The 24,976-nt window shown below is 47.9% G+C and carries 24 protein-coding genes, 1 other RNA gene and 4 pseudogenes; 11 read left to right on the top strand and 18 right to left on the bottom strand.

Translation table 11 applies throughout. The annotated features are described in order from the left end of the window. Nucleotides 1-271 precede the first annotated feature (271 nt). From ACMYUL_RS08535 to ACMYUL_RS08505, 7 genes and pseudogenes are all read right to left on the bottom strand, one after another. A pseudogene (locus ACMYUL_RS08535) lies at nt 272-385 on the bottom strand (IS5/IS1182 family transposase); the annotation flags it as partial. Nucleotides 386-467: 82 nt separating this feature from the next. After that, nucleotides 468-842 (bottom strand): annotated as a pseudogene (locus ACMYUL_RS08530) (IS30 family transposase); the annotation flags it as partial. 185 nt (nt 843-1,027) lie between these two features. Beyond that, nucleotides 1,028-1,618 (bottom strand): annotated as a pseudogene (locus ACMYUL_RS08525) (IS30 family transposase); the annotation flags it as partial. A 482-nt stretch (nt 1,619-2,100) separates the two neighbouring features. Further along, nucleotides 2,101-2,874 (bottom strand): methyltransferase family protein, encoded by a 774-nt coding sequence (locus ACMYUL_RS08520; protein ID WP_415769965.1) that lies wholly within the window; start codon nt 2,872-2,874, stop codon nt 2,101-2,103. Between the two features lie 21 nt (nt 2,875-2,895). Next, nucleotides 2,896-3,336: a pilin gene (locus ACMYUL_RS08515; protein ID WP_415769963.1), complete on the bottom strand. Its 441-nt coding sequence runs from the start codon at nt 3,334-3,336 to the stop codon at nt 2,896-2,898. Nucleotides 3,337-3,469: 133 nt separating this feature from the next. Further along, a complete protein-coding gene (locus ACMYUL_RS08510; RefSeq protein ID WP_342032431.1) occupies nt 3,470-3,958 on the bottom strand; it encodes a pilin in 489 nt (162 codons plus the stop codon). Between the two features lie 601 nt (nt 3,959-4,559). Beyond that, nucleotides 4,560-4,796 carry a hypothetical protein gene (locus ACMYUL_RS08505; RefSeq protein ID WP_415769961.1) on the bottom strand — a complete coding sequence of 79 codons (237 nt, stop codon included), beginning with the start codon at nt 4,794-4,796 and terminating at the stop codon, nt 4,560-4,562. Nucleotides 4,797-4,823: 27 nt separating this feature from the next. Between ACMYUL_RS08505 and ACMYUL_RS08500 the strand changes: the two are divergent. After that, nucleotides 4,824-5,789 (top strand): annotated as a pseudogene (locus ACMYUL_RS08500) (IS30 family transposase). A 99-nt stretch (nt 5,790-5,888) separates the two neighbouring features. Here ACMYUL_RS08500 and ACMYUL_RS08495 read toward each other — a convergent pair. From ACMYUL_RS08495 to ACMYUL_RS08445, 11 genes are all read right to left on the bottom strand, one after another. Beyond that, a complete protein-coding gene (locus ACMYUL_RS08495; protein ID WP_415769959.1) occupies nt 5,889-6,821 on the bottom strand; it encodes a pentapeptide repeat-containing protein in 933 nt (310 codons plus the stop codon). Between the two features lie 134 nt (nt 6,822-6,955). Beyond that, on the bottom strand, nt 6,956-7,963 hold the full coding sequence (locus tag ACMYUL_RS08490) for an IS5 family transposase (protein WP_415769709.1): 1,008 nt from the start codon (nt 7,961-7,963) through the stop codon (nt 6,956-6,958). A 30-nt stretch (nt 7,964-7,993) separates the two neighbouring features. Continuing rightward, nucleotides 7,994-8,464: a pentapeptide repeat-containing protein gene (locus tag ACMYUL_RS08485; RefSeq protein WP_415769957.1), complete on the bottom strand. Its 471-nt coding sequence runs from the start codon at nt 8,462-8,464 to the stop codon at nt 7,994-7,996. Nucleotides 8,465-8,885: 421 nt separating this feature from the next. Continuing rightward, nucleotides 8,886-11,093 carry a DNA helicase II gene (gene uvrD / locus ACMYUL_RS08480; protein WP_415769955.1) on the bottom strand — a complete coding sequence of 736 codons (2,208 nt, stop codon included), beginning with the start codon at nt 11,091-11,093 and terminating at the stop codon, nt 8,886-8,888. A gap of 187 nt (nt 11,094-11,280) precedes the next feature. After that, nucleotides 11,281-12,171, bottom strand: coding sequence for an EamA family transporter RarD (gene rarD / locus ACMYUL_RS08475; RefSeq protein WP_415769953.1), 891 nt, complete (start codon nt 12,169-12,171; stop codon nt 11,281-11,283). Between the two features lie 236 nt (nt 12,172-12,407). Further along, a complete protein-coding gene (gene rpsI / locus ACMYUL_RS08470; protein WP_003744048.1) occupies nt 12,408-12,800 on the bottom strand; it encodes a 30S ribosomal protein S9 in 393 nt (130 codons plus the stop codon). Between the two features lie 9 nt (nt 12,801-12,809). Continuing rightward, the gene (gene rplM / locus ACMYUL_RS08465) at nt 12,810-13,241 is read right to left on the bottom strand and encodes a 50S ribosomal protein L13 (protein WP_003744049.1); all 432 of its coding nucleotides are present in this window, start codon (nt 13,239-13,241) and stop codon (nt 12,810-12,812) included. Nucleotides 13,242-13,500: 259 nt separating this feature from the next. Beyond that, a non-coding RNA gene (gene ssrS, locus ACMYUL_RS08460) (6S RNA) lies at nt 13,501-13,680 on the bottom strand. A 7-nt stretch (nt 13,681-13,687) separates the two neighbouring features. After that, nucleotides 13,688-13,990: a cell division protein ZapA gene (locus ACMYUL_RS08455; protein ID WP_003744050.1), complete on the bottom strand. Its 303-nt coding sequence runs from the start codon at nt 13,988-13,990 to the stop codon at nt 13,688-13,690. Between the two features lie 9 nt (nt 13,991-13,999). Beyond that, the gene (locus ACMYUL_RS08450; RefSeq protein ID WP_019271148.1) at nt 14,000-14,323 is read right to left on the bottom strand and encodes a hypothetical protein; all 324 of its coding nucleotides are present in this window, start codon (nt 14,321-14,323) and stop codon (nt 14,000-14,002) included. 141 nt (nt 14,324-14,464) lie between these two features. Continuing rightward, a complete protein-coding gene (locus ACMYUL_RS08445; protein ID WP_107814388.1) occupies nt 14,465-15,454 on the bottom strand; it encodes an NAD(P)H-dependent glycerol-3-phosphate dehydrogenase in 990 nt (329 codons plus the stop codon). Nucleotides 15,455-15,713: 259 nt separating this feature from the next. Between ACMYUL_RS08445 and ACMYUL_RS08440 the strand changes: the two genes are divergently transcribed. The 10 genes from ACMYUL_RS08440 to apbC all read left to right on the top strand — a co-directional run bounded on the left by ACMYUL_RS08440 (nt 15,714) and on the right by apbC (nt 24,902). Next, on the top strand, nt 15,714-16,898 hold the full coding sequence (locus tag ACMYUL_RS08440) for a cytochrome-c peroxidase (RefSeq protein ID WP_415772932.1): 1,185 nt from the start codon (nt 15,714-15,716) through the stop codon (nt 16,896-16,898). A 552-nt stretch (nt 16,899-17,450) separates the two neighbouring features. Then, a complete protein-coding gene (gene rpoN, locus ACMYUL_RS08435) occupies nt 17,451-18,803 on the top strand; it encodes an RNA polymerase factor sigma-54 (RefSeq protein WP_415769949.1) in 1,353 nt (450 codons plus the stop codon). A 66-nt stretch (nt 18,804-18,869) separates the two neighbouring features. Next, nucleotides 18,870-19,184 (top strand): ribosome hibernation-promoting factor, HPF/YfiA family, encoded by a 315-nt coding sequence (gene hpf, locus ACMYUL_RS08430; protein WP_101810571.1) that lies wholly within the window; start codon nt 18,870-18,872, stop codon nt 19,182-19,184. A gap of 548 nt (nt 19,185-19,732) precedes the next feature. Then, complete coding sequence (locus ACMYUL_RS08425; protein WP_415769947.1) at nt 19,733-20,173, top strand: hypothetical protein; 441 nt, start codon at nt 19,733-19,735, stop codon at nt 20,171-20,173. Nucleotides 20,174-20,391: 218 nt separating this feature from the next. Next, entirely contained in the window at nt 20,392-20,640 is a 249-nt protein-coding gene (locus ACMYUL_RS08420) for a GlsB/YeaQ/YmgE family stress response membrane protein (RefSeq protein ID WP_070496004.1), read from the top strand. 190 nt (nt 20,641-20,830) lie between these two features. Next, nucleotides 20,831-21,337, top strand: coding sequence for a protein disulfide oxidoreductase (locus ACMYUL_RS08415; protein ID WP_070512546.1), 507 nt, complete (start codon nt 20,831-20,833; stop codon nt 21,335-21,337). 348 nt (nt 21,338-21,685) lie between these two features. Next, nucleotides 21,686-22,123, top strand: coding sequence for a homoprotocatechuate degradation operon regulator HpaR (gene hpaR / locus ACMYUL_RS08410; RefSeq protein ID WP_049229506.1), 438 nt, complete (start codon nt 21,686-21,688; stop codon nt 22,121-22,123). 10 nt (nt 22,124-22,133) lie between these two features. Beyond that, nucleotides 22,134-22,634, top strand: coding sequence for a 4-hydroxyphenylacetate 3-monooxygenase, reductase component (gene hpaC, locus ACMYUL_RS08405; protein ID WP_415769944.1), 501 nt, complete (start codon nt 22,134-22,136; stop codon nt 22,632-22,634). Nucleotides 22,635-22,812: 178 nt separating this feature from the next. Next, on the top strand, nt 22,813-23,511 hold the full coding sequence (gene murU / locus ACMYUL_RS08400) for an N-acetylmuramate alpha-1-phosphate uridylyltransferase MurU (RefSeq protein WP_415769942.1): 699 nt from the start codon (nt 22,813-22,815) through the stop codon (nt 23,509-23,511). Between the two features lie 311 nt (nt 23,512-23,822). Further along, entirely contained in the window at nt 23,823-24,902 is a 1,080-nt protein-coding gene (gene apbC, locus ACMYUL_RS08395; RefSeq protein ID WP_415769940.1) for an iron-sulfur cluster carrier protein ApbC, read from the top strand. The last annotated feature ends 74 nt before the right edge of the window (nt 24,903-24,976 follow it).

The raw sequence follows: 24,976 nt of genomic DNA, 5'->3' as shown, positions 1-24,976 counted from the left end.
GTAATTTACAATTTCTTATCTTTTTAGTATTGATAATTATTTCTATTAGCGTATAATCAAAACCACTCGGAAGCCGTCCGCTCCGAGCCATTAAACGACAGATTATCCCCTCTTCTTTTTGTCTCATTACCTCTGGAGTGCGCATATACGAGAAATACCGTTCCCATTTATATCAGATACTCAAAACCGAAAAACACAAAACCCGCTATCTCGACAGCGGGTTTTGTGTTTGTATGGAGAACGAAACGGAATCCCCGTCAAACTGAGCATTGTATAGTGGATTAAATTTAAACCAGTACGGCGTTGCCTCGCCTTGCCGTACTATTTGTACTGTCTGCGGCTTCGTCGCCTTGTCCTGATTTAAATTTAATCCACTATAAAAAGCCAAACTGGCGAAAGCCCCTTTTCCGATGACACCTTTTCATTCATGGACAAAAGGTCCTTGGATTCGGATTTCAAGTGCAACACTAGTGTATCAGTGGTTTGAACAGATTCAAGAATAAAACACTTGGCGTTTCGTAGCCAAGTGTTTTTCTTGGCCGGTGGTTCAACTCATCTTGAACCCTGCGTATCTCCCGATCACTGATGTTTCGGAAATCGGTTTGTTTGGGGAAATATTGTCGGATGAGTCCGTTGGTGTTCTCATTCAGCCCTTTCTCCCAAGAATGGTAGGGGCGGCAAAAATAAGTCTCCGCTTTCAATGCTTTGGCTATTTTGGTGTGTTGGTAAAATTCTTTACCGTTGTCCATGGTGATGGTGTGCACTCTGGCTTTATGTGCCTTTAATACCCTAATGGCTGCCAAAGCAGTGTCTTCGGCTTTTAAGTTATCCAATTTACAGATGAGACCTTTGCAATAACATAGGTTACTAAAATTTTATACTCAATCTCATTTTCAAAATGCAAAACTTTTCTGATTTTTCCTACTTTTTGCTCAATATTAGGAAGGTTTTAGGCAATTGAAAATTTTTTGGCGCATTTTTATGCGTCAAATTTCGTTACCAGACTATTTTTGCAAAGGTCTCAGATGATAGTGTAGCTGGTAGCGCGTTCGACCAAGGTCAGTAATGCGCTTTTCTGATCCTTGCCGATGATGGTGTCGGCCTCCCAATCGCCGATGCGGGCTTTTTGGTCGACGATGGCGGGTTGGTTTTCTATGCCGACGCGGTTGGGCACTTTGCCTCTGGTCCATGTGCTGCCGTAGCGTTTGCGGTAGGGTTTGCTGCATATTCTGAGATGTTGCCACAAAGTGCCGCCGTTGCTTTTGTCTTGGCGAAGGTAGCGGTAAATGGTGCTGTGATGGAGCGTGATCCCGTGGTGTTTGCGCAAGTAGGCGCATACTTGTTCGGGACTGAGTTTGCGGCGGATAAGGGTGTCGATGTGTTGAATCAGCTGCGAATCGAGCTTATAGGGCTTTCGCTTACGCTGTTTGATAGTCCGGCTTTGCCGCTGGGCTTTTTCGGCGCTGTATTGCTGCCCTTGGGTATGGTGCCGCTTGATTTCGCGGCTGATGGTGCTTTTGTGGCGGTTGAGCTGTTTGGCGATTTCAGTGACGGTGCAGTGGCGGGACAGGTATTGGATATGGTATCGTTCGTCTTGGGTCAGTTGTATGTAGCTCATGGCAATCTTTCTTGCAGGAAAGGCCGTATGCTACCGCATACTGGCCTTTTCCTGTTATGGAAAGTTGCACTTCAAATGCGAATCCGCCGCCGTCTGAAAACTAGAGGAGCAATTTTTGCCGAAACCTCCGCCGTCATTCCCGTGTAGGTGGGGATTTAGATGTAGGTCGGATACTTGTATCCGACAAAAACATTTGACGCAGCTATCGTTTCCGAAATACCGCTGTTGGAAATGTCGGATTCAAGAATCCGACCTACGGCAAAAACTGTAGCAGGAGAATAAAAACCCGTAGCGTGGGCTCTGCCCACGAAACACCCAAAATTTCAGACGGCCTCTTTTACCCAACATTTTCGTGGGCAAAGCCCACGCTACCATCTACGCCATCAAAACAAAAGGTCGTCTGAAAACGCTTTTCAGACGACCTTACTACCAATAATCTCCCCGTGTGCAAAGCCCATACTAGGGTTTTAACTATGTGTGGTTTACAGCAAAAACGGTATAAACCTGTTTTTCACACGCGATTTATATTCCCTGTATTGCTCATTTCGGCTAAGCACCTGTTCTTCATAATTCATGCGTAAAAACTGAAGCAGATACAGCAGTGTCAACACTTCAATATTCCACAATGAGAAATTATTGAGTAGAAACGCCACATGCCCGATGAAATAGCCAAAATAAATCGGATGCCGTACCAAGCGATAAGGGCCGGTATCCACCACGGTTCGACAGGCAGGTAAAAGTCCGAAACTCCTACCCAGATAAATTTTGGCGTAAATCTGCCAACAGATGCCGAAAACGAGCAAGACAGATGCAACATTATCGGAAATCAATTTGACACCGCCACCCAACGCAATGGCAAAAAAATAAAAAGTCGCCCCCATCGTTGCCAATACGGGTAAAGGAGAGAAATTTCGAGTATCCGTAAATTTAGAGAAAACCACGAGAAAAACCGTAATACACTCCCCTACCAACAACAGCAATACGACTGGATTTCCCGTCATCATATAATTTTCTAAAACGGTTTTGATAAAATAACTCAAAGCCGTGACTGCCATTATTTTCATAGTCAGCTCCAAAGCAAGCTGCCTATAATTCAGCTTCATAATTTTCCCTTTATTGATATTTTTTAAGCAGATAATGCAGGTTTTGTTGGCTTCAACCCAATCTACCCAATCCGTAGCGTGGGCTTTGCCCACGACCACACCCAAAATTTCAGACGAGTCTTTTCCTCCGCTCTTATCGTGGGCAAAGTCCACGCTACTCTGCTACGTCTTTAATTACAGCGACAGCAAGTCGCCTTGGCATGAAGCGGTGCGTAATTCTTTTTCCACGTCTGTACCGCATTCCCATACTCCCGATCCTACGGTATAGCGGATATTAATTTTTTTATTGGTGATTTTGTCGTTTACGCCACTGCTTTTGAAAGTAACAGTCAGCAGGCATTTTGTGTCATTCTTTTCCAGAGCGACGTCATTGACGAAGTTGCCTGTATGCACGCTGGAGGCAAACCAAGGTTTGGTGGTATCACAGGCATTAATACCCTCGGTAGAAATAGCCTCGACCAGCGGGCTTTTCAGACCAGCAAGGATTTCATGCCCTTCAGTTGCCTGCGCCTTGGCGGTATAGTTGCCGAACAACGGCAGGGCAATGGCGGCAAGTATGCCGAGAATAGCGACAACAATCATCAGTTCGGTAATGGTAAAGCCTTGTTGTTTCATACGACGACCTTTAATGAAGTGAGTTTGGAACAGAATCAGTTTGCCCGATTTGAGTTGCTTGAATAAATGTTAGAAAAGCCCGCCAGAGCGGGCTTTGTTATTTCATAACAATTTATAAATTTAGCTGTTATTGTTAAGCGGGAGTAGCAGGAGCGGCGGCAGCATCACGGCAAGCAGCAGGCGCTACGTTTTTATCTAAGCTGGTAGTACAAGCCCAAGCACCGGTTGAAGGAGTCAGGGTCATATTAATAGTTTGACCAGCTACTTTGTCGTTGACACCTGCAGAAGCTGCTTTGAAAGTGGCAGTCATTTTACAGTTAGAACCATCTACTGCTGCAACTACTTTTTGCACATACTTACCAGTAGTTACTGCTGAGTTGAACCAAGGCTGACTGTTAGCAGCATCACCTGTTGTGCCTTTACAAGCAATAGCGTTACTGCTTGCAGCTACTGCCTCAACCAAAGGCGTTTTCAAACCGCCCAATAGTTCGTAGCCTTCAGTCGCTTGTGCGCGGGCAGTGTAGTCGCCGTACATAGGCAGGGCGATAGCGGCCAGGATACCGATAATTGCTACGACGATCATCAATTCGATCAGGGTGAAACCTTTTTGGATTGCTTTCATTTAATAAACTCCAGTTTAAAAAGTGTTGTGAATAAAAATGTTTGTTGTTAAAAAACCGTAATGTGTTTGGCTCTCTTGTTTTATGAGTAAAACCATCAAGTAGAAGGAATATACAGCTTCCCGGTTCGGACTTCGTTGCTTCGTTTCCCTTGCCGGACGTAATGTATCAAGCAGGGGATGTGCCAAGTCTGGATTTTTTTGGATTTTTTGTGAAAATATTTTGTAATTTTATGTTTTTAATAAGTTTAAGTTTGTCTTGAAGGATTTTTCGGGCAGATTTTGGCTTTTTTATGACGTAGGATTGTTTCTGCGATATGACGTGTTTTGTCATTTTTTGATTTTTTTTGGGGAAGTGAAGAAGACGTTTTGTGTCACATGCCGTGTTTCGTCACTTTTGAAAGCTGTTTTTAATAATATTTGAATATTTTGACAAACGGTATGATTATTTAGATAAGCGGTATTCTTGAAATTTAAATATTTTTAATAAATTGATTCATATAATATTTTTTAATATGATATTTTGATATTCGGTATTTATTTAGGATAGACGGCAATTTATAATAGAAATTTATGGAAATTAATTTAATTTTGAATGATTGTTTTAAGCGTTCGAAGCCTCTTTTAAAAAGGGGATAATCGATAGGGATACCCGCCCTGCCTTTTTTCGATTTTGCACATTATTTTTGGCAGATTCTGCCTGCATTGAAACAATGACAATGATGCTGCGTGGTCTTGATTTGAATCTATATATATAGATGATGGAAACGGCAAAAGGTCGGCGGATTCGCATTTGAAGTGCAACTTTCCATAACAGAAAAAGGTCAGTATGCGGTAGCATACGACCTTTCCTGCAAGAAAGATTGCCATGAGCTACACACAACTGACCCAAGACGAACGATACCACATCCAATACCTGTCCCGCCACTGCACCATCGCCGAAATCGTCAAACAGCTTAACCGTCACAAAAGCACCATCAGTCGCGAAATCAAGCGGCACCATACCCAAGGACAGCAATACAGCGCCGATAAAGCGCAACGGCAAAGCCGGCTGACCAAACAGCGCCCGCGAAAACCCTATAAGCTCGATTCGCAGCTGATTCAACACATCGACACCCTTATCCGCCGAAAACTCAGTCCCGAACAAGTATGCGCCTACCTGCGCAAACACCACGGGATCACGCTCCATCACAGCACCGTTTACCGCTACCTCCGCCAAGACAAAAGCAACGGCGGCACTTTGTGGTAACACCTCAAAATATGCAGCAAACCCTACCGAAAACGCTACGGCAGCACATGGACCGGAGGCAAAGTGCCCAACCGCGTCGGCATAGAAAACCGACCCGCTATCGTCGACCAGAAAACCCGCATCGGTGATTGGGAAGCCGACACCATCGTCGGCAAAGGACAGAAAAGCGCATTACTGACCTTGGTCGAACGCGTTACCCGCTACACTATCATCTGTAAATTGGATAACTTAAAAGCCGAAGACACTGCCCTAGCGGCCATTAGGGTATTAAGGGCACATAAAGCCAGAGTGCACACCATCACCATGGACAACGGTAAAGAATTTTACCAACACACCAAAATAGCCAAAGCATTGAAGGCGGAAACCTATTTTTGCCGCCCCTACCATTCTTGGGAAAAAGGACTGAATGAAAACACTAACGGACTCATCCGGCAATATTTCCCCAAACAAACCGATTTCCGAAACATCAGTAATCGGGAGATACGCAGGGTTCAAGATGAGTTGAACCACCGGTCAAGAAAAACACTTGGCTACGAAACGCCAAGTGTTTTATTCTTGAATCTGTTCCAACCACTGGTACCATAGTGTTGCACTTGAAATCCGAATCCAAGGTCGTCTGAAAACAGATAGCCGGTTTCGCCAAAACGTTTTCAGACGACCTTTGGGGTAACAACTGTCTCTTGGCTAATTCCCCATAGTTTTCTTTCCGGATAAATCGGCAATCTTATTTAATAAATCAAGCACCTTATCTGATCCCAAATCATTTTCCGACTGCTTGTCTGCCGATGAATTATCGGGCAGATATTGACTATTGAGCAAACGATTTCGTATCTGGGTAAAGGTTTCCTGCACATATTCATCCGCTTTTTCCGGATTATTGAAGCTGGCGGCAGCATGCTGAGAGGCTTCAAGTAAACCACTACACAGTTCGATTTGGTGTTTCATATTGGAAAAATGACGGACTTCCCCCAACAGATTTTTCTGATGGCGTAGACAGGTTGTGCCAATCAGCATTAGAGTGATGATAGGGAATGTGTAAAATAAAATATTGAAATTTTGGGTAAGGAAAGAATCGGGAGCACATAAAACGAATATACTGAAAATCAATAGTAAAATTATGGTGATAATGAACAAAGCAATACCTAACCGCTTGAACCAACAGGCTGTATTTTCGTTATTTTTGATTTGGTTGTCGGTATTTTTTAAGGCATGAGCGAGTGAATTTCTGGCGTACTGAATTTGATTGCGCCATTGTAATTTTAATGACTTTTTCAGGTCTTCTAAACTTTGATTTTTCTCTTCCTCTATCTGTTTGATTTGTTTCTGTAGTTTGTCAATTTCTTCCTGATTTTCTCTACTATTAGACTCCGATTGTGTCTGTTCCAACCCTTTCTGTAAGAGTTGAATTTTATCCCTGAATAAGGATATTTGATTTTTTAGAGACTCATTCTCTACTTTAACAATATCAAAATCGATATTTTCCGCAAATCTGATATGAATTAATTGATTTTCTTCTATAGTTGCACCTCCAAAGTCTGCACTATGAAAATTAGCCCCATGCAAATTTGCCCCTTGCAGTTGTGTGCTCCGAAAATTCGTTTCTTGAGACCTTTGCAAAATTCCTTTTCCCCCAACAGCCGAAACCTAAACAAAGATTTTCGGCTGTTTTCGTTTCAAATATCCACTAATTTTACCCAAATACCCCCTTAATCCTCCCCGGATACCCGATAATCAGGCATCCAGGCCACCTTTTAGGCAGCAACAGGCACACTTAGCCTGTTAGCCGCTTTCAACAGGTTCAAACACATCGCCTTCAGATGGCTTTGCGCACTCACTTTGAGCAGACCAAAATAGGCTGCCCGCGCATAACGGAATTTACGGTGCAGCGTACCGAAGCTTTGTTCCACCACATAACGGGTCTTCGACAAATACCGGTTACGTTTGGTTTGCGCTTCCGTCAGCGGACGGTTGCGGCAGGCTTTGCGCATAATGCCGTCTAACAACCGATGCTCTTTCAGATGTTGCCGGTTTTCCTTGCTGTCGTAGCCTTTGTCGGCATAGACGGTCGTACCTTCGGCAATGCCTTCCAACAAAGGCGACAGATGGTTACACTCATGGGTATTGGCGGGGGTAATCTGCAGTTTCTCGATATAGCCTTCCTCATCGGTACGGGTATGTTGTTTGTAACCGAGTTTGTAAAGGCCGTTTTTCTTTGTCCAACGGGCATCTTTATCTTTACTCGGTGTGGTTTGGCCGCTGACTTGTCCTTCTTCATCGACTTCTATGGCCTGACGTTGTTTGCTGCCGGCGGTTTGAATAATGGTGGCGTCAATGACGGCGGCGGATGCCTTCTCTACTTTTAGGTTTTTTTCGGTCAGTTGGCGGTTAATCAGTTCCAGCAATTCGGACAGGGTGTCGTCTTGCGCCAGCCAGTTACGGTAGCGGCATAAGGTGCTGTAATCGGGGATGCTCAGTTCGTCAAAACGGCAAAACAGGTTGAAGTCGATGCGGGTGATGAGGCTGTGTTCGAGTTCGGGATCGGAGAGGCTGTGCCATTGTCCGAGCAGGACGGCTTTGAACATGGACAACAGGGGATAGGCGGGACGGCCGCGGTGGTCTCTAAGGTAACGGGTTCTTTGACGATTCAGGTACTGTTCGATCGGCTGCCAATCAATCACCTGATCCAACTTCAATAGTGGGAAGCGGTCGATGTGTTTGGCAATCATGGCTTGTGCGGTTTGCTGGAAGAAGGTGCTCATGGGAAATCCCCTAAATGTCTTTGTGGGAATTTAGGGGATTTTGGGGAATTTTGCAAAGGTCTCTTCTTGACAGTTCGCATCTTGAAGGTTTGCATTTTCGAGATATGAATAGGTTATACCTGTTTTAAAGAGATCTGCTTTCGTCAAATTTGCTTGAACCAGAGAGCTTTCCTCAATGTTTGCCTCACTAATATCCGCCCCGCTGAAATCTGCATCAAATAAAGTTGCCCAATAAAAATGGGTGTTTTTCAGATTTGCACCGCGAAAATCAGCTTGGCTCAAGTTTACTTCCCTAAAATACAATCCACTTAGGTTTGAATAACTCAAGTCTATTTTTAAGAGATTCTTCTCCCAAAAAGGAGGGACTATGTATCTCGCTTCTGCATAATCTGAATCTAAACCGCTTAAATCATATCCCGTAAAAACAGCTTGTTTACCTTCTTTACCACCACTTGAAAGCCATAACTGATGGTCTTCCAACATGGATACTGCGGTTTCCATGTCTATTTTCTTGTATGTTCGTTCCATTATTTTTCTCTAAATTAATCATAATCATTGGATTGACTTAAAAAAGTAATCCACTAACCTAAACCGTAGATACAGTCGCCCCTCTTAAGCATGGAAGCTAACCTACCGCCGTCATTCCCGCGCAGGCGGGAATCCAGACCTTGGCATTTCAGAAATATTTCAAGGCTGCTGAGACCTCAAACTTCTGGATTCCCGCCTGCGCGGGAATGACGGCAGAGGTTTCAGCAAAGCTCGTTGCTCTCGTTTTCAGACGACCATTTGCCTCGTCGATGTACATTGTAGCGTGGGCTTCGCCCACGATAATGGCGGCTAAAAGAGGTCGTCTGAAATTTTGGGTTTGATTCCTGGGCAAAGCCCACGCTACGGGTTTCAGACGACCTCTGCCATTTCCCTTTTACATCTCTTCCAATTTCGCAAACTTGGTATCCAGCTCTTTCACGCCCTGTTTGCCAAAGTTGATGGTCAGGCGGGCGGATTCGCCTTTGTCTACGGCATCGATGATGACGCCTGTGCCGAACTTGGCGTGGCGGACGTTTTGCCCGATGCGGAAGCCTGCGTAGGTTTGGGGCTGTTTGTAGTCGTCGATGATTTTGTCTTTGGGCGCGGCGGTTTGGCGCGGGTTGCCGTAGCTGTCGTAGGCGGTCTTTTTGACGGACAGGTAATGCAATACTTCGGGTGGGATTTCTTCGACAAAGCGGGAGACGATGCCGAATTGGGTTTGTCCGTGCAGCATGCGTTGTTGCGCCATGGTGATGTAGAGGCGTTTACGGGCGCGGGTAATGGCGACGTACATGAGGCGGCGTTCTTCTTCGAGGCCGCCGCGTTCGGCGAGGGAATATTCGCTGGGGAAGCGGCCTTCTTCCATGCCGGTGAGGAATACGGCGTTAAATTCCAAGCCTTTGGCGGCGTGGACGGTCATGAGTTGGACGGCTTTTTCGCCCACGCCTGCTTGGTTTTCGCCGGATTCGAGGGCAGCGTTGCTGAGGAAGGCGAGGATGGGGAAGGCGGGGTCGTCTGAAATGTTGTCGGGCAGGATTTCGAAGTTGCTGTCTTCGGGTTTGAACTCGATGGCGGCGTTGACGAGTTCGTCGAGGTTGTCGAGGCGGTCTTGGTTGTCGCTTTTTTGGGTTTTGTAGTGTTCGGTCAGACCGCTGTCTTTGAGGATGCCGACGATGATTTCGGGCAGGGGCATTTGTCCGACTTGGTTGCGCAGGGCTTCAATCAGGCGGACGAAGGCGGCGACTTTGGCGGCTTTTGCGCCGGCGTTGCAGGCTGCCTGCCAGAGGGTGATGCCTTGTTCGGTTGAGGCCGTCTGAAGGTTTTCGATGGTGCGTGCGCCGATGCCGCGCGGTGGGAAGTTGATGACGCGCAAGAGGGCGTTGTCGTCGTCGGGATTGACGGCGAGGCGCAGGTAGGCGAGCGCGTGTTTGATTTCTTGGCGTTCGTAAAAGCGCAGGCCGCCGTAGATTTTGTAGGGGATGCCGCTGCGGAACAGGCTTTGTTCGATGACGCGGGATTGGGCGTTGCTGCGGTAGAGGACGGCGATTTCGTCCAAATCCCAGCCTTCGCGTTCGAGGGCTTTGGTTTCGTCAACGATGAATTGGGCTTCTTCGAGGTCGGTAAAGGCGGAGTAGTAGCGGATTTTGTCGCCTGCTTCGGCGTCGGTGCGCAGGTTTTTGCCGAGGCGTTCGTCGTTGTTTTCAATCACGGCATTGGCGGCGGCGAGGATGTTGCCGACGGAGCGGTAGTTTTGTTCGAGTTTGACGGGCGCGTCGATGTGGAATTCTTCTATCAGCGCGGTCATATTGCCGACGTTTGCGCCGCGAAAACGGTAGATGCTTTGGTCGTCGTCGCCTACGGCAAAGACTGCCGCGTTGCCGCCCGCCATGAGTTTGAGCCAGGCGTATTGCAGTTTGTTGGTGTCTTGGAACTCGTCGACGAGAATGTGGTTGAAGCGGTTTTGATAGTGCTGGCGCAGGATTTCGTTGCTTTGCAGCATTTCGTAGCTGCGGAGCATGAGTTCGGCGAAATCGACCACGCCTTCGCGTTGGCAGATTTTGTCGTATTCGGCGTAGCATTCAATCATGCGGCTTGTGTGCGGGTCGGGCGCGCTCAACACGGAAGCGCGCAAACCGGATTCTTTTTGCGCGTTGATAAAGCCTTGCAGCGAACGCGGCGCGATGATTTCTTCGGCGATGTTGAGGCTTTTGAGCAGGCGTTTGATCAGGGAAAGCTGGTCGCCGCTGTCGAGGATTTGAAAGGAAGACGGCAGACCGGCGTCGCGGTAGTGCAGCCGTAGAAAGCGGTGGCAAAGACCGTGGAACGTGCCGAGCCACATGGCGCGGACGTTGATGGGAATCATCGCGCCGAGTCGGGTTTGCATTTCTTTGGCGGCTTTGTTGGTAAACGTTACCGCCATAATGCTGTGTACGCTTGCCTGGCCGGTTTGCAGCAGCCATGCGATACGCGTGGTCAGTACGCGCGTTTTGCCGCTGCCCGCACCCGCCAGCACAAGGGCGGATTGCGGCGGCCAGGTTACGGCGGAGAGTTGTTCGGGGTTCAAGCCTTGCAGCAGATTGGGGGCGGATTGGTCGGGAAACATGGGAAGAGGTCGTCTGAAAAATGGGAATACGGTATTTTAATGGAAACGGCAAAGGTCGTCTGAAATCTATAGTGGATTAAATTTAAATCAGGACAAGGCGACGAAGCCGCAGACAGTACAGATAGTACGGCAAGGCGAGGCAACGCCGTACTGGTTTAAAGTTAATCCACTATATAAAACAGCGGCTTCAGACGACCCTTCTCTTCATTGCCAGCCATCCGTTTACCATCATCAAACTCAAACCCAACCAAATGAATCCGTAGCTGCTTAATGCCCCACTCTCCAAAGGTTCGTCCAGCCATGCAATCGAAATGATAAACAGCAAGACCGGTTCCAAATAGCTCAACATACCGAATACGGCAATGGGTAATAATTGGCTTGCTTTTAAATTCAAATGCATGGCGACCGTGCTATTGATGCCCAACAAAACGATAAAGCCGATAAGCTTGGGGGTGGACGCAATCAAATTGATGGTATCGGTTTGCGTCAGAATATAAAATAAGGCACAAGGCGCAATCACGAGCAAATCAAACGTCAGCCCTATCAATGCCGGCACGCCCAGTTTGCGGCGCACCAAATAATAGATGGGATATGTCCCGAATACCCATACCGTCGCCCATGAAAATGCGCCGGATCGTACCAACTCCCATGCCACGCCCAAACATGCCGATACGACCGCTACTATTTGCAGACGGTTAAGCGTTTCCTTAAACCAAATCCTGCCGCCCGCCAGCATCGCCAATGGGAACAGGAAATAGCCCATTGCCACGTTCACGCCTTCGCCATTGACCGGCGACCAGACAAACAGCCAAAGCTGGCTTGCAAAAATAGGCGCAGGCAGCATAATCAAAAACCAACGTTTCCAATTCCTGCCTGTTTCACGAACAAACCGCCCTGCCGCCTTCCAGCCATCGCCCATGCCCATCAATACGCATACGGACGCCAACATTGCGACCATGCGCCAAGCGAAAACTTCCGTCCCATTCATCGGGTGCATCCAAGTACTGTACAGAAACAGCATGGAAAACAATACATTGGAAGCTATCGCCGCCACAAGTCCCTTTGAGAAATCCGTCATATTCAGACGACCCTGCAAAAAACCTCATTGTATCAATGGGGAATGCGAAAAGAAATTTCACATTTTCGATATTTGAAGAAATAGAAAAACTTAACGCGAATCCTGCCGTCTCAACTTACTATCGCTCAGCCGTCCGCCCTCTCTCAACCAGTCTCAAAAATGTATAGGCAATCCGATAGCTGCAACAAATAAAAAAAGCCCTGCATTGCAGGGCTTTTTGAGATTCCAAAAACGAATTAACGTTTGGAGAATTGTTTTGCGCGGCGTGCTTTGCGCAGACCTGGTTTTTTACGTTCAACTTCACGGGCATCGCGAGTCACGAAACCGGCTTGAGACAAGGCAGGTTTCAGCGCAGCGTCGAAGTCGATCAGGGCGCGGGTAATGCCGTGACGGATAGCGCCGGATTGACCGGTTTCACCGCCGCCGATAACGTTGACTTTGATGTCGAACGCTTCAGCGTTTTCAGTCAGAACCAAAGGTTGGCGAACAACCATGCGGCTGGTTTCGCGGGCGAAGAATTCGTCAACGGGACGACCGTTTACGATGATTTGGCCGGTACCTTTAGTCAGGAATACACGAGCCACTGAACTTTTGCGGCGGCCTGTGCCGTAGTAGTATTTACCGTTCATGTCGTGTCCTTATTTCAATTCCAAAACTTTGGGTTGTTGTGCGGCATGGGCGTGTTCTGCACCAGCGTACACTTTCAGTTTTTTGATCATTGCGTAACCCAATGGGCCTTTAGGCAACATGCCTTTTACGGCTTGTTCCAAAGCGCGGCCCGGGAATTGCTCTTGCATTTCGCGGAAAGTACGCTCGTAGATACCTCCGGGGAAACCGGAGTGACGGAAGTATTTTTTGTCTTCGAATTTGGCACCGGTTACACGCAATTTGTCCGCGTTAATGACGATGATGTAGTCGCCGGTGTCAACGTGGGGGGTGTATTCAGGTTTGTGCTTGCCACGCAGACGGTGGGCGACTTCGGCTGCAACGCGACCCAAAACTTTGTCTTGGGCGTCGATAACGAACCATTCGCGCTTCACCTCGTGGGGTTTCGCTGAAAAGGTTTTCATAGTGGAAATCCAGATAGATATAGAAAGTTGTGAATTTTAAAGATGGGATTGGCTTTTGTCAATCGGATTGGGGTCGTCTGAAAGTGTTTTTTCTATGATGGCGGTTTTATGCATAGGGAGATGTTGTTTTTAAGCTGGAAAACGTTACTGATGATTCAAAATATCGGGATGTGTTTTCAATTTTATGCTTGGTTTTCAGACGACGTCGGAGCCAATGATAAATGAAAGCCATGCCGCAAATTGGGCATGGCTTGATATGGGAATCCCCGCGAGAGCCGTTTTGGCTGAATCCGCTTGAACCTTGTTGACAAGGCGGTCACCTCGGGCAGCTTCGGGTGCATCTAAGAATAGACACTCGCGCCCACTGCAACTCCCGGCAACCTTAAGCGAACTTATTGGTTCAAAGGAATATATGCCTTCGCGGACACCGCAGGGAAAAAGAAAAATCAGTTTTGTTCCAACCGCGCCAAAGCTTTTTGGCAGGCGTTGTTCATGTCAGTTATTTTACGCTCAAATTCGCCTATTGCCAAATCGTCTTTGAGTGTAATTTTAAGGAGGTCGTGGACAACGTTGAGCGCGGTCATAATGGCGATTTTATCGCTGCCGACAATGCGTCCGCTCTCTTTGATGGCGGCACTTTTTTTGTTGAGCATATCAACGGCTTGGAGCAGGGTATCTTTTTCTTCGCTCGGGGTGTTGATGGTGAAATTGACATTCATGATGTCGAGGCTGACTTGTTCGATACTCATGGCGTATCCTTATGATTGTGTTTCTTGCGGCAGGCGGGAAATGAGCTGGCGGATTTTTTCTGCAGTCTGTTCCAATGCGCTGCGGTATTGTTCTTTTTCGGCATTAAGATTGTCGATTTTGCCTTGTAGGTCTTCTTTGAGTTTGCCGACTTGTACAAGCAACGCTTCACTCAATTCGTCAACGGCGGCTTCATGTTCGCGCTTTTGTTGTTCATGCTCGAGCTTGAGGCGGTCGATTTCTTCATTAAGGCGGCGGTTTTCACCAACAAGGGTTTCAAATTTTTGGGCCAGCTGGTAAACGCTGACTTCCAAGGTGTCGAGTGATTGATTCATGTATAGGCTTCCATATTGCCGCATGGTGGCAGGCGGTCAGGATATTAGGATGATGATGCAGGGATGTCAATCGCTGCCGAATCTTGAGGTCGTCTGAAACTTTTTGGTTTGATGTTTTCAGACGACCTTTACCGTTCGGTCTTACTCAAAGCGTGCGCTGCGCTCCATGAGTCTTTCTGCAACTTGTTGCGGGGTCATTTCCTTGCGGATGAGTTGCAGCAGGGTTTGGGTGATGGGCATGTCGATTTGGTATTTCACAGCGGTGTTAAACACTTCTTCGATGGTGCTGACACCTTCGGAAACATGACCGATTTCCACCAACACTTGATGCAGTTCTTTTCCTTCTGCCAAACCCAAACCGACACGGCGGTTGCGCGAAAGCGCGCCGGTACAGGTCAGGATAAGGTCGCCGATGCCGGCAAGCCCCATCATGGTCTTAGGCTGCGCGCCCATAGCCATGGCAAGACGGGTAATCTCGGCGAGACCGCGCGTCACCAGCGCCGCACGCGCATTGAGTCCGTATTCGAGACCGTCGGAAAGGCCGGTAGCGATTGCCATCACATTTTTGACAGCACCGCCGACAGCCACGCCGATCACGTCCGTACTGCCGTAAAGGCGCATTACGTTGGTGTTGAGTTGTGGAACCAATTCCTCAATCCACTCCTGATTTTCTGAGGCGATAACTACGGCGCAAGGCAGTTGTTTGGCGAGTTCTTGGGCAAAGCTCGGACCAGACAGCACGCCGATTTTTTTGTTCTCAGGCAATACTTCTTTCAATACTTGGAAGGTCAACAGCCCTGTATCTTGTTCAAAGCCTTTGCAGGCAGCAAGGACGGGAACGTGGTCGGCATTGTGTTGTTTGAGGAGTTCTGCGCTGCTTCTCAAACCCGCGACAGAAGTTACGACAAGGACGAGTTCGCTGTCTTTGAGTGCATCACCCAAATCGGCGTAAACGGTTAAGGATTCAGGGAAAGGGAAACCGGGCAGACCGTGTTTGTTTTCACGTTCTGCCTGCAATGTACGGACTTGTTCGGGATTGCGTGTCCAAAGGGCGACTTCGTTGCCGTGGCGGGCAAAGTGCAGGGCAAGGGCTGTACCCCAAGAACCTGCGCCGATGACGGTGATTTTCATTGTGTGTCTTCCAACGGTAAATTGTCGTTTAATTTAAACCAATCGGCTTGGCAGTGCAAGCGATAGAGGCCTATTCAACATGAAAACCGCATGAAAATGCAGAAGCTATCACATATATTGCTTATTTCTATTGAAAATCCAATATTGATTTACCGCAAAGGGCAAACCACGCCCGCTGTTTATACTTCGCGGACAAAAAAGCCGGACATATCAAACGGACGTAAACAAAGCGGAATGCCATTCCCCATTTTCGCCCGCCATTCATCACGGCAACACCCGACTGCTCCTGTCGCTTGCTGTTTTGTCCGCATTGGCCGCCTGTGGCGGACAGGAAAGCAAGGAACAAAAACCTGCTTCCGCACCGACCGAAGCCTCTGCCGTTCAGACAACCCCTGAAGCTGCTTCAACCGCCTCAGCAGCGTCCCAAGTCGCCGTTGACAGCAATGCTTCACCTGAAGACCAAGAATTGCTCAAACGCGCGCAAGGCATCTTCAAACCACTGCCAAGCGCTGAAGAAATGCAGAAACTGCGCCCGTTTACCGAAGAACAGGTCAAACTCGGCCATCAATTATGGTATGAGCCACGCCTCTCCAAAGGCAACACCGTAAGCTGCAACTCCTGCCACAACCTCGCCACCGCAGGCGTGGACAACCTGCCGACCAGCCAAGGCCATAAAGGACAGTTCGGCGGACGCAACTCCCCGACTGCTTTAAACGCCGCCTTGCTCGGCATGCAGTTCTGGGACGGTCGCGCGGCCGACGTTGAAGAACAAGCCGGCGGACCGTTGGTCAACCCTGTGGAAATGGCAAACGACTCACAAGAAGCAGCTGCTGCCAAAATTACCAAAATCCCCGAGTATCAAGAACTGTTTAAAACCGCCTTCCCTGAAGACGGTGCAGTTTCCTTCAAAAACATTACCACCGCACTGGGCGCATTCGAACGCACCCTGCTGACGCCGACCAAATGGGATGACTACCTCAAAGGCAACGTCAATGCCCTGACCGAACAAGAGCGCAAGGGCGTGCGCGCCTTTATGGAAAGCGGCTGTATCGCCTGCCACAGCGGCGTCAACCTCGGCGGCACAACTTTCCAAAAATTCGGTTTGGTTCAAGGTCCGTACTGGAAATTCATTGAAGATCCGAAACAAGACAAAGGTCGTGCCGACGTCACCAAAAAAGCCGAAGACGAATTCTTCTTCCGCGTCCCAGGCTTGCGCAACGTCGCCAAAACTTATCCATATTTCCACAACGGCAGCGTTTGGGAATTGGACAAAGCCGTTACCATCATGGGTAAAGCGCAGCTGGGTAAAGACCTGACTCCGGAAGAAACCGAAAACATCGTTGCCTTCCTGAAAACACTGTCCGGCAGCGTTTCCGACTCCGCCCGCACCGTACCCGAACTGCCTTTATCTGCACCGATGGAATCCCATCCGAACAATAAATAAACGGTAAATGAAGTAAGGTCGTCTGAAAATTCAGGTTCAACAAAGCCCAAAGCTTTAGAGAACAGGATTTCAGACGACCTTTATGCCATTTCATGACCCATATCATTCGATCCCACATCCTTTTCCCTCAAATGACACGTTAGACAAAAATCAGCCTCATATGCAATGAAACGCACGTTGTTCAAACAATTACATCTTGAATATAATCAAACATATGATTTATTTAAGTTTTTATAAAAACCATCAACAAACGAATCTTCAACTCACATCATTGATATCCGAATGCCTATCTTCAAACACGCCTCGTCAGTTGACGGCGGCAAGGCAAAATGTTGAAATACATATCTAGGATAAAAAATAAAAAGCGTTGACCAAACGCCTATAAACACACCACAAAATCCGTTCAGACGACCTTTCCTTACCCAATAACCAAGCCCAAGGTCGTCTGAAATCATATAGTGGATAAACAAGAAGCAGTTGACAGCGTAATGTAACCAAGCCGCACCGCTTCAAGCCCAATCCACCATAAAACTAATCAACATACATTGCACCATGACCTTACTCGGCCTCAAACTCAGGCAGACCCAACAACTCAACCAACGTCTGCAACAATCCCTGCGCATCCTGCAAATGTCCGGTATCGAACTCGAACGCGAGGTCGAAGACTGGTTGCAGGACAATCCCCTGCTCGAACGTCCCGAAGCCGACGAATTTGCAGACGCAGAGTTCAATCACGGTACCACCATGCCGCGCAGCAACCACCTCGGCGGCGACGATGCCGAAGATGCGTGGCTCAACATCGCCAAAGAAGAAGATTTCAACCAATACCTGCACGCCCAAGTGTGCGAACATCCCCTTTCCGACAAAGAAGCCGCATACGTCCACATCCTTATCGACTTCCTTGACGACCAAGGCTATTTCACCGACAGCATTCAAGACGTTATCGACAACACACCCTTGGAATGGATGCTGGACGAAGACGAGCTGCAAAACGCCCTCGACCTTTTGCAGACCTTCGACCCGCCGGGCGTTGCCGCCGCCGACCTGACCGAATCCCTGATGCTCCAGCTCATGCGCCTGCCCGCCAGCCCCGCGCGTCAAGCTGCCGCCCACCTTATCCAAAGCTCGCTGCACGACTTAGGCAAAAACCGCAAACAAAACATCATCCGCTTCCGCAAACTCTTTCCCGAAATCGACAGCGAAACCATAGAAGCCGCGCTCGACATCATCGCCACGCTCAACCCCTACCCCGCCTACGGTTTCGCCTCCTCCGAACCGACCGCCTACATCCAGCCCGACGTTTGGGTCAAAGAAGGCAAAGACGGCTGGAAAGTCATCGGCAACGAAGCCGCCTGGCCCAAACTGCAACTCAACCGCGAATACTGCGACCTCATGAAATCCGCAGAAGACGGCGCACCCGAATGGAAAGAAAAAATCAACGAAGCCAAGCAGCGCATCGACTCTCTCGAACTGCGCAAAAGCACCGTCATCCGCCTTGCCGAATACATCGTCAAAAATCAGGAAGACTTCTTCATATTCGGCGAAATCGGACTCGCGCCCATGCTTATGAAAGACGCCGCCGCCGAATTGGGGCTTGCCGAAAGTACCATTTCGCGCGCCGCCAACCAGAAATATTTGTCTTGCCCGCGCGGACTATTTGCGTTACGCTATTTCTTCACACAAGCAGTCAATTCCGAAGGCGACAAAGAAGGCTTAAGCCAAGGCGCGATTAAAGCCGTTTTGGGGCAGATTATCGAAAACGAAGACAGCAGCAAGCCCCATTCCGACGAAACCCTTGTCCGCCTCCTCAAACAACAGGGCATAGACATCGCCCGCCGCACCGTCGCCAAATACAGGGAATCGCTCGACATCCCGCCGGCACACAAACGCAAACTTACCGAATGACAGTTTTAAACCGCAGTTTTCCCGTTCCGTTTCTAACGGACTGAACCCCACCGAAGGAGCTGTATTATGAATCTGAAAATCACCGGTCTGAATTTCGACGTTACCGAGGCCATCAAAAACTACGTTTCCGAAAAATTGGAACGCATCAACCGCCACGCAGCCAACGCCATTTCCGTTACCATTACCCTTTCCGTGGAAAAACTCAATCAACAGGCTGAAGCAGACATCCATTTGGCGGGCAAAGACCTCCACGTCGAGGCCGTTGAACAAGATATGTACGCCGCCATTGATGTTCTGATGGACAAGCTTGACCGCGCGGTGCTGAAACATAAAGAAAAAAGCGGCGATGTCCGCAGTACGGTAAAACCTGCCACCGAATAGTTCACCACCCTAAAGGTCGTCTGAAAACCTATTTTCAGACGACCTTTACATTAAATTTCCTTTTGCGACACCAACCCGCACATCCCCCAATCTCATCAACTCGCTTCTGAGTTTCTTACCCATAGTGGATTGAATTTAATGGAACACGGCAAAGCTGCCACATTCCATTAAAACCCATCCACATATGACCCAAAATCCAACACATCCTATTCCGATATCCCATCCTGCCACCCGCCCACTTGCATGAAAACGGAATGAAAGATAACATTTCCCTCCTTGCAGCTGGGATAAAATATATGTTGCAATCGCCGGACAGTCGGGTAAAGGTGCAAAATGATTCTACACAGCGTCACCGCTTTAACATTCAGGACATTTTAAAACATTAGAAATTATAGTGGATTAACTTTAAATCAGGACAAGGCGACGAAGCCGCAGACAGTACAGATAGTACGGCAAGGCGAGGCAACGCCGTACTGGTTTAAAGTTAATCCACTATAAAACCGCCCGCTGCCGACCTATTCATTTACTTTCATTTAGGTAGTTTATTCATGGATCAAAATAACACTCCCCACCCTAATGTACCCAACGACACTGCAGTCATGACCGTCAAGGATTGGATCATCACACTCCTGATACTCGCTATTCCTATAGTAAACCCTATCATGATATTTGTCTGGGCATTTGGGGACGGCAATAAAAACCGCAAACACCTCATGCAAGCTTATTTGTGGATTGCTCTGGTTTGCCTCATTATCATGATCCCACTAGTATTTTTTATAATGAAAAACCTTCCTGCCGCAGCAATGCAGCAACACAATTTTGGACAGCCTGCATATGAAGCACCAATGAACAACATGCCTTCTGAAAAATTTGATACCAACAGCCTCCCTGAGCAAGAAACATCTGCCGACGACATGTCGGAACAAGAAAACGAAGCTGCCTCAGAAGTTTCTGAAGAAGTTCCCGAAAACGCTGAATCTGCCCAATAATCAGAATTTGCCCCGGCAAGTCAAAAGGTCGTCTGAAAAAGATTTCAGACGACCTTTTTAGCATGAATCAATACTGACTAATAATACCGCCGCCCACTCTCACTATAAGAGACAACGATATAAACTGTAAAGATAGCACAGTAGGACAAAACAACACTGTATACTGCAGTTTCACACACACACACATTCACCACAACACACATAAGGAGATAAGCAATATGGGTTGGCTTACTACCATCATCATTGGCTTTGTAATCGGCGTATTGGCAAAATTCCTGCACCCGGGTAGAGACAACTTAGGCTTCATCATGACTACCCTGTTAGGCATTGGCGGTTCCGCACTGGCCGGTTTTGTCGGACAAAAAGCAGGTTGGTATAACGTCGGCGAACCGGCGGGCTGGATTGCTTCCACCGTATTTGCCGTCATTATCTTGGCAATTTATACACGCAAGTTTAAAAAACGCTAAAACCTATAACCATAACACGTTGTAAACTTTGATATCGTACTTCAACGATTCAAATATAGGCAGGCTGTTTATAAAGGAACACCCAATATACCGATGCAAGGCGGGCAAGCCGCAGATGATTACCGCGAGCCAACTTTGTAGCAGTACATACAGATTCCCTTATATTCAGCCTGTTTTATGCAGACACCACATGAAACGACTCTTACCTTATCTAAAATCCCTTATCCAAGCCCTCCTTCTCTTTATTCTGATTTCCGTAGCCGTTGACTGGTGGCGGAAACCCAATCAGCCGATGCAAGCCTCATCGGAATCCCTCCATGTTATCAATGGAAACAGCACTTCCCTTGAAACACTCAGTAAAGAACGCATTGCCGTCGTCTATTTCTGGGGAACATGGTGCCATATCTGCTCATACACATCCCCGACAATCGACCGCTTACATCAAAACGGCATTCCTGCGCTCGGCGTCGCCGTACATTCCGGCTCCGATACAGAGATTCAGTCCTATATGAAGGAACACCAACTGCAATTCCCGACAGTCAACGATTCAGACGACCAATTGGCAGCCAACTGGAAAATTGCCGTTACCCCGACCATCATTTTGATTAAAAACGGAAAAATGATACATCACACCTCAGGGTTAAGCAGTTACTGGGGCTTACGCAGCAGAATCTGGCTAATGGACATCTTCTACTGACCACGCCCCTATTAAAATCCTTAAAATATAAAGAACCCAAATACCATACGGCATATCCATCGCTTCAAAATATATTTGTTTTTTAAAGAAACGAATTACCCAAAAAATCCGTACTTGATGATTTTGTTGAGATTGCGCAGAAAATAGACTAAGATAGGATTATAAGAAAACATGGGAACATTATTATCAAAACAAACTGTTTAGCGTATTCCCAACATACCCAAACAATGATGCTTTTGTTCCTATATATCCTTGCCGCTCCAATGACGGCTTATAATCAAAAAACGCCTTTTACATACCTGCCTCGCGCTTCAACGGTTTGATTTTTGATAACAATGGAGACTTATAATGCCTAACCAATCTAAACATGCATCTATCAATATTGGACTGATTCAAGCCCGAGAAGCGTTGATGACCCAATTCCGCCCTATTCTGAACCAAGCCAATATTACCGACCAGCAATGGCGTATCATCCGCCTTCTGGCAGAAAACGGCACATTAGACTTCCAAGACCTCGCCAACCAAGCCTGTATCTTACGCCCTAGCCTGACCGGCATCCTGACCCGACTGGAAAAAGCAGGTTTGGCGGTACGCCTGAAACCTTCCAACGACCAACGCCGCGTTTACCTGAAGCTGACCCAAGAAGGTGAAAAACTGTACGAAACCATAGGCGCGCAAGTAGACGAACGCTACGACGCCATCGAAAAAATCTTATCCAAAGAAAAAATGCTCGAACTGAAAGAGCTGCTGCTCCAACTCGCGCAAATTGAGCAGTCACTAAAATAAAAGAAACTGAATGACAGATTCCGCACACACACTCAAGAGTCCATTTCGAGATGCTATGGCATCCTGCGCCGCAGGCGTCCACGTCATCACAACAGACGGACAGTCCGGACGTTACGGTATCACCATGACGGCAGTAGCACCAATTACCGACGAGCCGCCTACCGTTATGTTATGTATCAACCGGCAGGCAGGCATCATTCCCATATTGCAGGCAAACCGAAACCTCTGTATCAATACCCTGTCAGAAAATCAGCAAGACATCGCCGAACACTTCGCAGGACTCACCAACCTTTCCCCCGAAGAACGCTTCGAATACCACATTTGGCATAGAGGGCAAACCGGCCAACTCGAAGTTGAAGGCGCACTGGCTCATTTACACGGCCACATTATCGAGCAACACGAAATCGGCACACATTTCATCTTTTATGTCCGCATCGATGAAATCACCACGACCCACACCGATAACGCAGCGCTACTGTATTTCCGCCGACAATTCAAATCATTGGCCTAAACACAAGGTCGTCTGAAAACCCATCTTTGTTTTCAGACGACCTCTTGATTCCGTATTCCCTCATCAACGACCAATCAATACACAATAATCAAAGCATCATTCTCTTTGAACCCTGACGGCACAACACTGTATACTTTCACATCAAATGACTATAATCCCATCCCAAACAAGGACAGCCATGAAAGCAATGATACTGGCAGCAGGGCGCGGAGAAAGGATGCGCCCCCTGACCGACCATACACCCAAACCACTTCTAAAAGTCGGCAGCGAACCACTCATCGGCTGGCATATACGTCGTCTGAAAAACGCAGGTTTTACCGAAATTGTTATTAATCACGCATGGCTAGGCGAACAAATCGAAACCACACTTGGTACCGGCGCGCAATACGGAGTCAACATAGCCTACTCCCCCGAATCAACAGGCGGATTGGAGACCGCCGGCGGAATCGCTACCGCCCTACCCTTGCTGGGCGACGCTCCTTTCCTTGTCATTAACGGAGATGTTCTGACCGATATCGATTTCAACTCTGCCCGACAAGCTGCTGCATCCCTACAAACATCCAACCTACTGGCCCATATTTGGTTAGTTCCCAATCCTCCGCACAATCCGGAGGGCGATTTTTCCATTTCCCCCGATGGACAGGTACACTCTAATAAAACCGAGGGAGTTGCACTAACCTTCAGCGGCGTAGGCATATATCACCCCGACCTCTTCAATAACACACCCGCCAATCAAATCGCCAAACTCGCACCTCTATTGAGGGAAGCCATGAACCAACACCGCGTTACCGGCGAACAACACAATGGATTATGGCTGGATGTCGGCACAACGGAACGACTGAAAACAGCAAATGAACTTGCCGCAAACTGGGATTAACATTCACCATTCTGCTCGCTTGCATCCATTGAGACATAATATAAAGCCTGGAAATATAATTACATAAAGTACTATATTCCTATCGATAATTTATTACATAAAAACTCTATATTTCAAATAATATTTTGATATCGATTATGATGACTTTAGATACAGTTTCTTTTGCAAGAAAATTTATTACAGCATCCGCGCATTCATCCTGAAATATGGATCGTATTTTTTATTCCACACCTATTGTATTTCTTGCATCCACACACCAAATATGAATCATCTTTGATTCAATTATCTTCCTCATCAACCAGAGATACGCCATGAATATTGCAGCCATTCAAACTGCACTGGAAGCAGTACAAATTCCCAACACCACACGCACGCTCGGCAGTGAAAAAGCCATCAAACTACTAGAAGAACGCGCCGACGGTCTCCATATCGGACTCAAATTCGGATTCCCTGTCGGCCATATCGCCGCCGACATCGCCAACAGCCTGCAAGAAGCCATTATCGGCATCACAGGCGATGCACACATCCACCTCAGCATCGATACTGAAATCACAACGCATAAAGTACAGCCCGGCGTTGCCACCATCAAAGGCGTCAAAAACATTATCGCCGTTGCATCCGGCAAAGGCGGTGTCGGCAAATCCACCACCACAGCCAATCTCGCCACCGCCATGGTACGCATGGGCGCGCGCGTAGGCGTGTTGGATGCCGACCTCTACGGTCCGAGCCAGCCGACCATGTTGGGCGTGCAAGACCGCAAACCTGACCAACAAAACAAAAAACTGATTCCCGTCGAAGCCGACAGCGGCATCCAAGTGATGTCCATCGGCTTTCTGGTCGATACCGACCAAGCCGTCGTTTGGCGCGGCCCGATGGTCAGCCAAGCCTTGCAGCAGTTGATGTTCCAAAGCGAGTGGGATGAAGTGGACTACCTTTTCATCGACCTACCACCAGGTACTGGCGACATCCAACTCACCCTGTCGCAGAAAATCCCTGTAACTGGCTCGGTCGTCGTTACCACGCCGCAAGACATCGCCCTAATTGACGCGCGCAAGGCGGTCGATATGTTCCACAAAGTCAATATCCCGATTTTCGGCGTACTGGAAAACATGTCAGTATATATCTGCTCCAACTGCGGTCATGCCGAAGCTGTTTTCGGTTCTGAAGGCGGCAAAAACTTGGCAGGTCGTCTGAATGTCCCGCTGCTCGGACAGCTCCCGTTAAGCCTGCCCGTACGCGAAGCAATGGATGACGGCGAGGCGAAACAGTTGTTTGACGACCATCCCGCCATTGCCAAAATCTACACCGACGCAGCCTTCCAAATCGCCCTGACCATTGCAGACAAAGGCAAAGATTTCAGCAGCCGCTTCCCAAAAATCGTAATTGAATGATGCAACGATAAACAAATAAAGCCCGATCGCAATAATCGGGCTTTATTTGTGACTAAAAGGTCGTCTGAAAACTC

The organism is Neisseria sp. CP9 (assembly GCF_047758525.1).
In the GTDB taxonomy this organism is placed as follows: domain Bacteria; phylum Pseudomonadota; class Gammaproteobacteria; order Burkholderiales; family Neisseriaceae; genus Neisseria.
The sequence above is the reverse complement of the archived record's forward strand: the minus strand, read 5'-3'. Positions and strand labels throughout refer to the sequence as shown.

What these genes read in the sequence shown, in the direction of transcription:
- uvrD (WP_415769955.1), bottom strand. Translation starts at nt 11,093, where the DNA reads ATGTTTCCCGACCAATCCGCCCCCAATCTGCTGCAAGGCTTGAACCCC.
- ACMYUL_RS08515 (WP_415769963.1), bottom strand. Translation starts at nt 3,336, where the DNA reads ATGAAACAACAAGGCTTTACCATTACCGAACTGATGATTGTTGTCGCT.
- ACMYUL_RS08510 (WP_342032431.1), bottom strand. Translation starts at nt 3,958, where the DNA reads ATGAAAGCAATCCAAAAAGGTTTCACCCTGATCGAATTGATGATCGTC.
- ACMYUL_RS08420 (WP_070496004.1), top strand. Translation starts at nt 20,392, where the DNA reads ATGGGTTGGCTTACTACCATCATCATTGGCTTTGTAATCGGCGTATTG.
- apbC (WP_415769940.1), top strand. Translation starts at nt 23,823, where the DNA reads ATGAATATTGCAGCCATTCAAACTGCACTGGAAGCAGTACAAATTCCC.
- ACMYUL_RS08450 (WP_019271148.1), bottom strand. Translation starts at nt 14,323, where the DNA reads ATGAATCAATCACTCGACACCTTGGAAGTCAGCGTTTACCAGCTGGCC.
- rpsI (WP_003744048.1), bottom strand. Translation starts at nt 12,800, where the DNA reads ATGAACGGTAAATACTACTACGGCACAGGCCGCCGCAAAAGTTCAGTG.
- rpoN (WP_415769949.1), top strand. Translation starts at nt 17,451, where the DNA reads ATGACCTTACTCGGCCTCAAACTCAGGCAGACCCAACAACTCAACCAA.
- ACMYUL_RS08415 (WP_070512546.1), top strand. Translation starts at nt 20,831, where the DNA reads ATGAAACGACTCTTACCTTATCTAAAATCCCTTATCCAAGCCCTCCTT.
- hpaR (WP_049229506.1), top strand. Translation starts at nt 21,686, where the DNA reads ATGCCTAACCAATCTAAACATGCATCTATCAATATTGGACTGATTCAA.
- ACMYUL_RS08425 (WP_415769947.1), top strand. Translation starts at nt 19,733, where the DNA reads ATGGATCAAAATAACACTCCCCACCCTAATGTACCCAACGACACTGCA.
- murU (WP_415769942.1), top strand. Translation starts at nt 22,813, where the DNA reads ATGAAAGCAATGATACTGGCAGCAGGGCGCGGAGAAAGGATGCGCCCC.
- rarD (WP_415769953.1), bottom strand. Translation starts at nt 12,171, where the DNA reads ATGACGGATTTCTCAAAGGGACTTGTGGCGGCGATAGCTTCCAATGTA.
- rplM (WP_003744049.1), bottom strand. Translation starts at nt 13,241, where the DNA reads ATGAAAACCTTTTCAGCGAAACCCCACGAGGTGAAGCGCGAATGGTTC.
- hpaC (WP_415769944.1), top strand. Translation starts at nt 22,134, where the DNA reads ATGACAGATTCCGCACACACACTCAAGAGTCCATTTCGAGATGCTATG.
- ACMYUL_RS08455 (WP_003744050.1), bottom strand. Translation starts at nt 13,990, where the DNA reads ATGAGTATCGAACAAGTCAGCCTCGACATCATGAATGTCAATTTCACC.
- ACMYUL_RS08505 (WP_415769961.1), bottom strand. Translation starts at nt 4,796, where the DNA reads ATGCTACCGCATACTGACCTTTTTCTGTTATGGAAAGTTGCACTTCAA.
- ACMYUL_RS08485 (WP_415769957.1), bottom strand. Translation starts at nt 8,464, where the DNA reads ATGGAAACCGCAGTATCCATGTTGGAAGACCATCAGTTATGGCTTTCA.
- ACMYUL_RS08445 (WP_107814388.1), bottom strand. Translation starts at nt 15,454, where the DNA reads ATGAAAATCACCGTCATCGGCGCAGGTTCTTGGGGTACAGCCCTTGCC.
- hpf (WP_101810571.1), top strand. Translation starts at nt 18,870, where the DNA reads ATGAATCTGAAAATCACCGGTCTGAATTTCGACGTTACCGAGGCCATC.
- ACMYUL_RS08490 (WP_415769709.1), bottom strand. Translation starts at nt 7,963, where the DNA reads ATGAGCACCTTCTTCCAGCAAACCGCACAAGCCATGATTGCCAAACAC.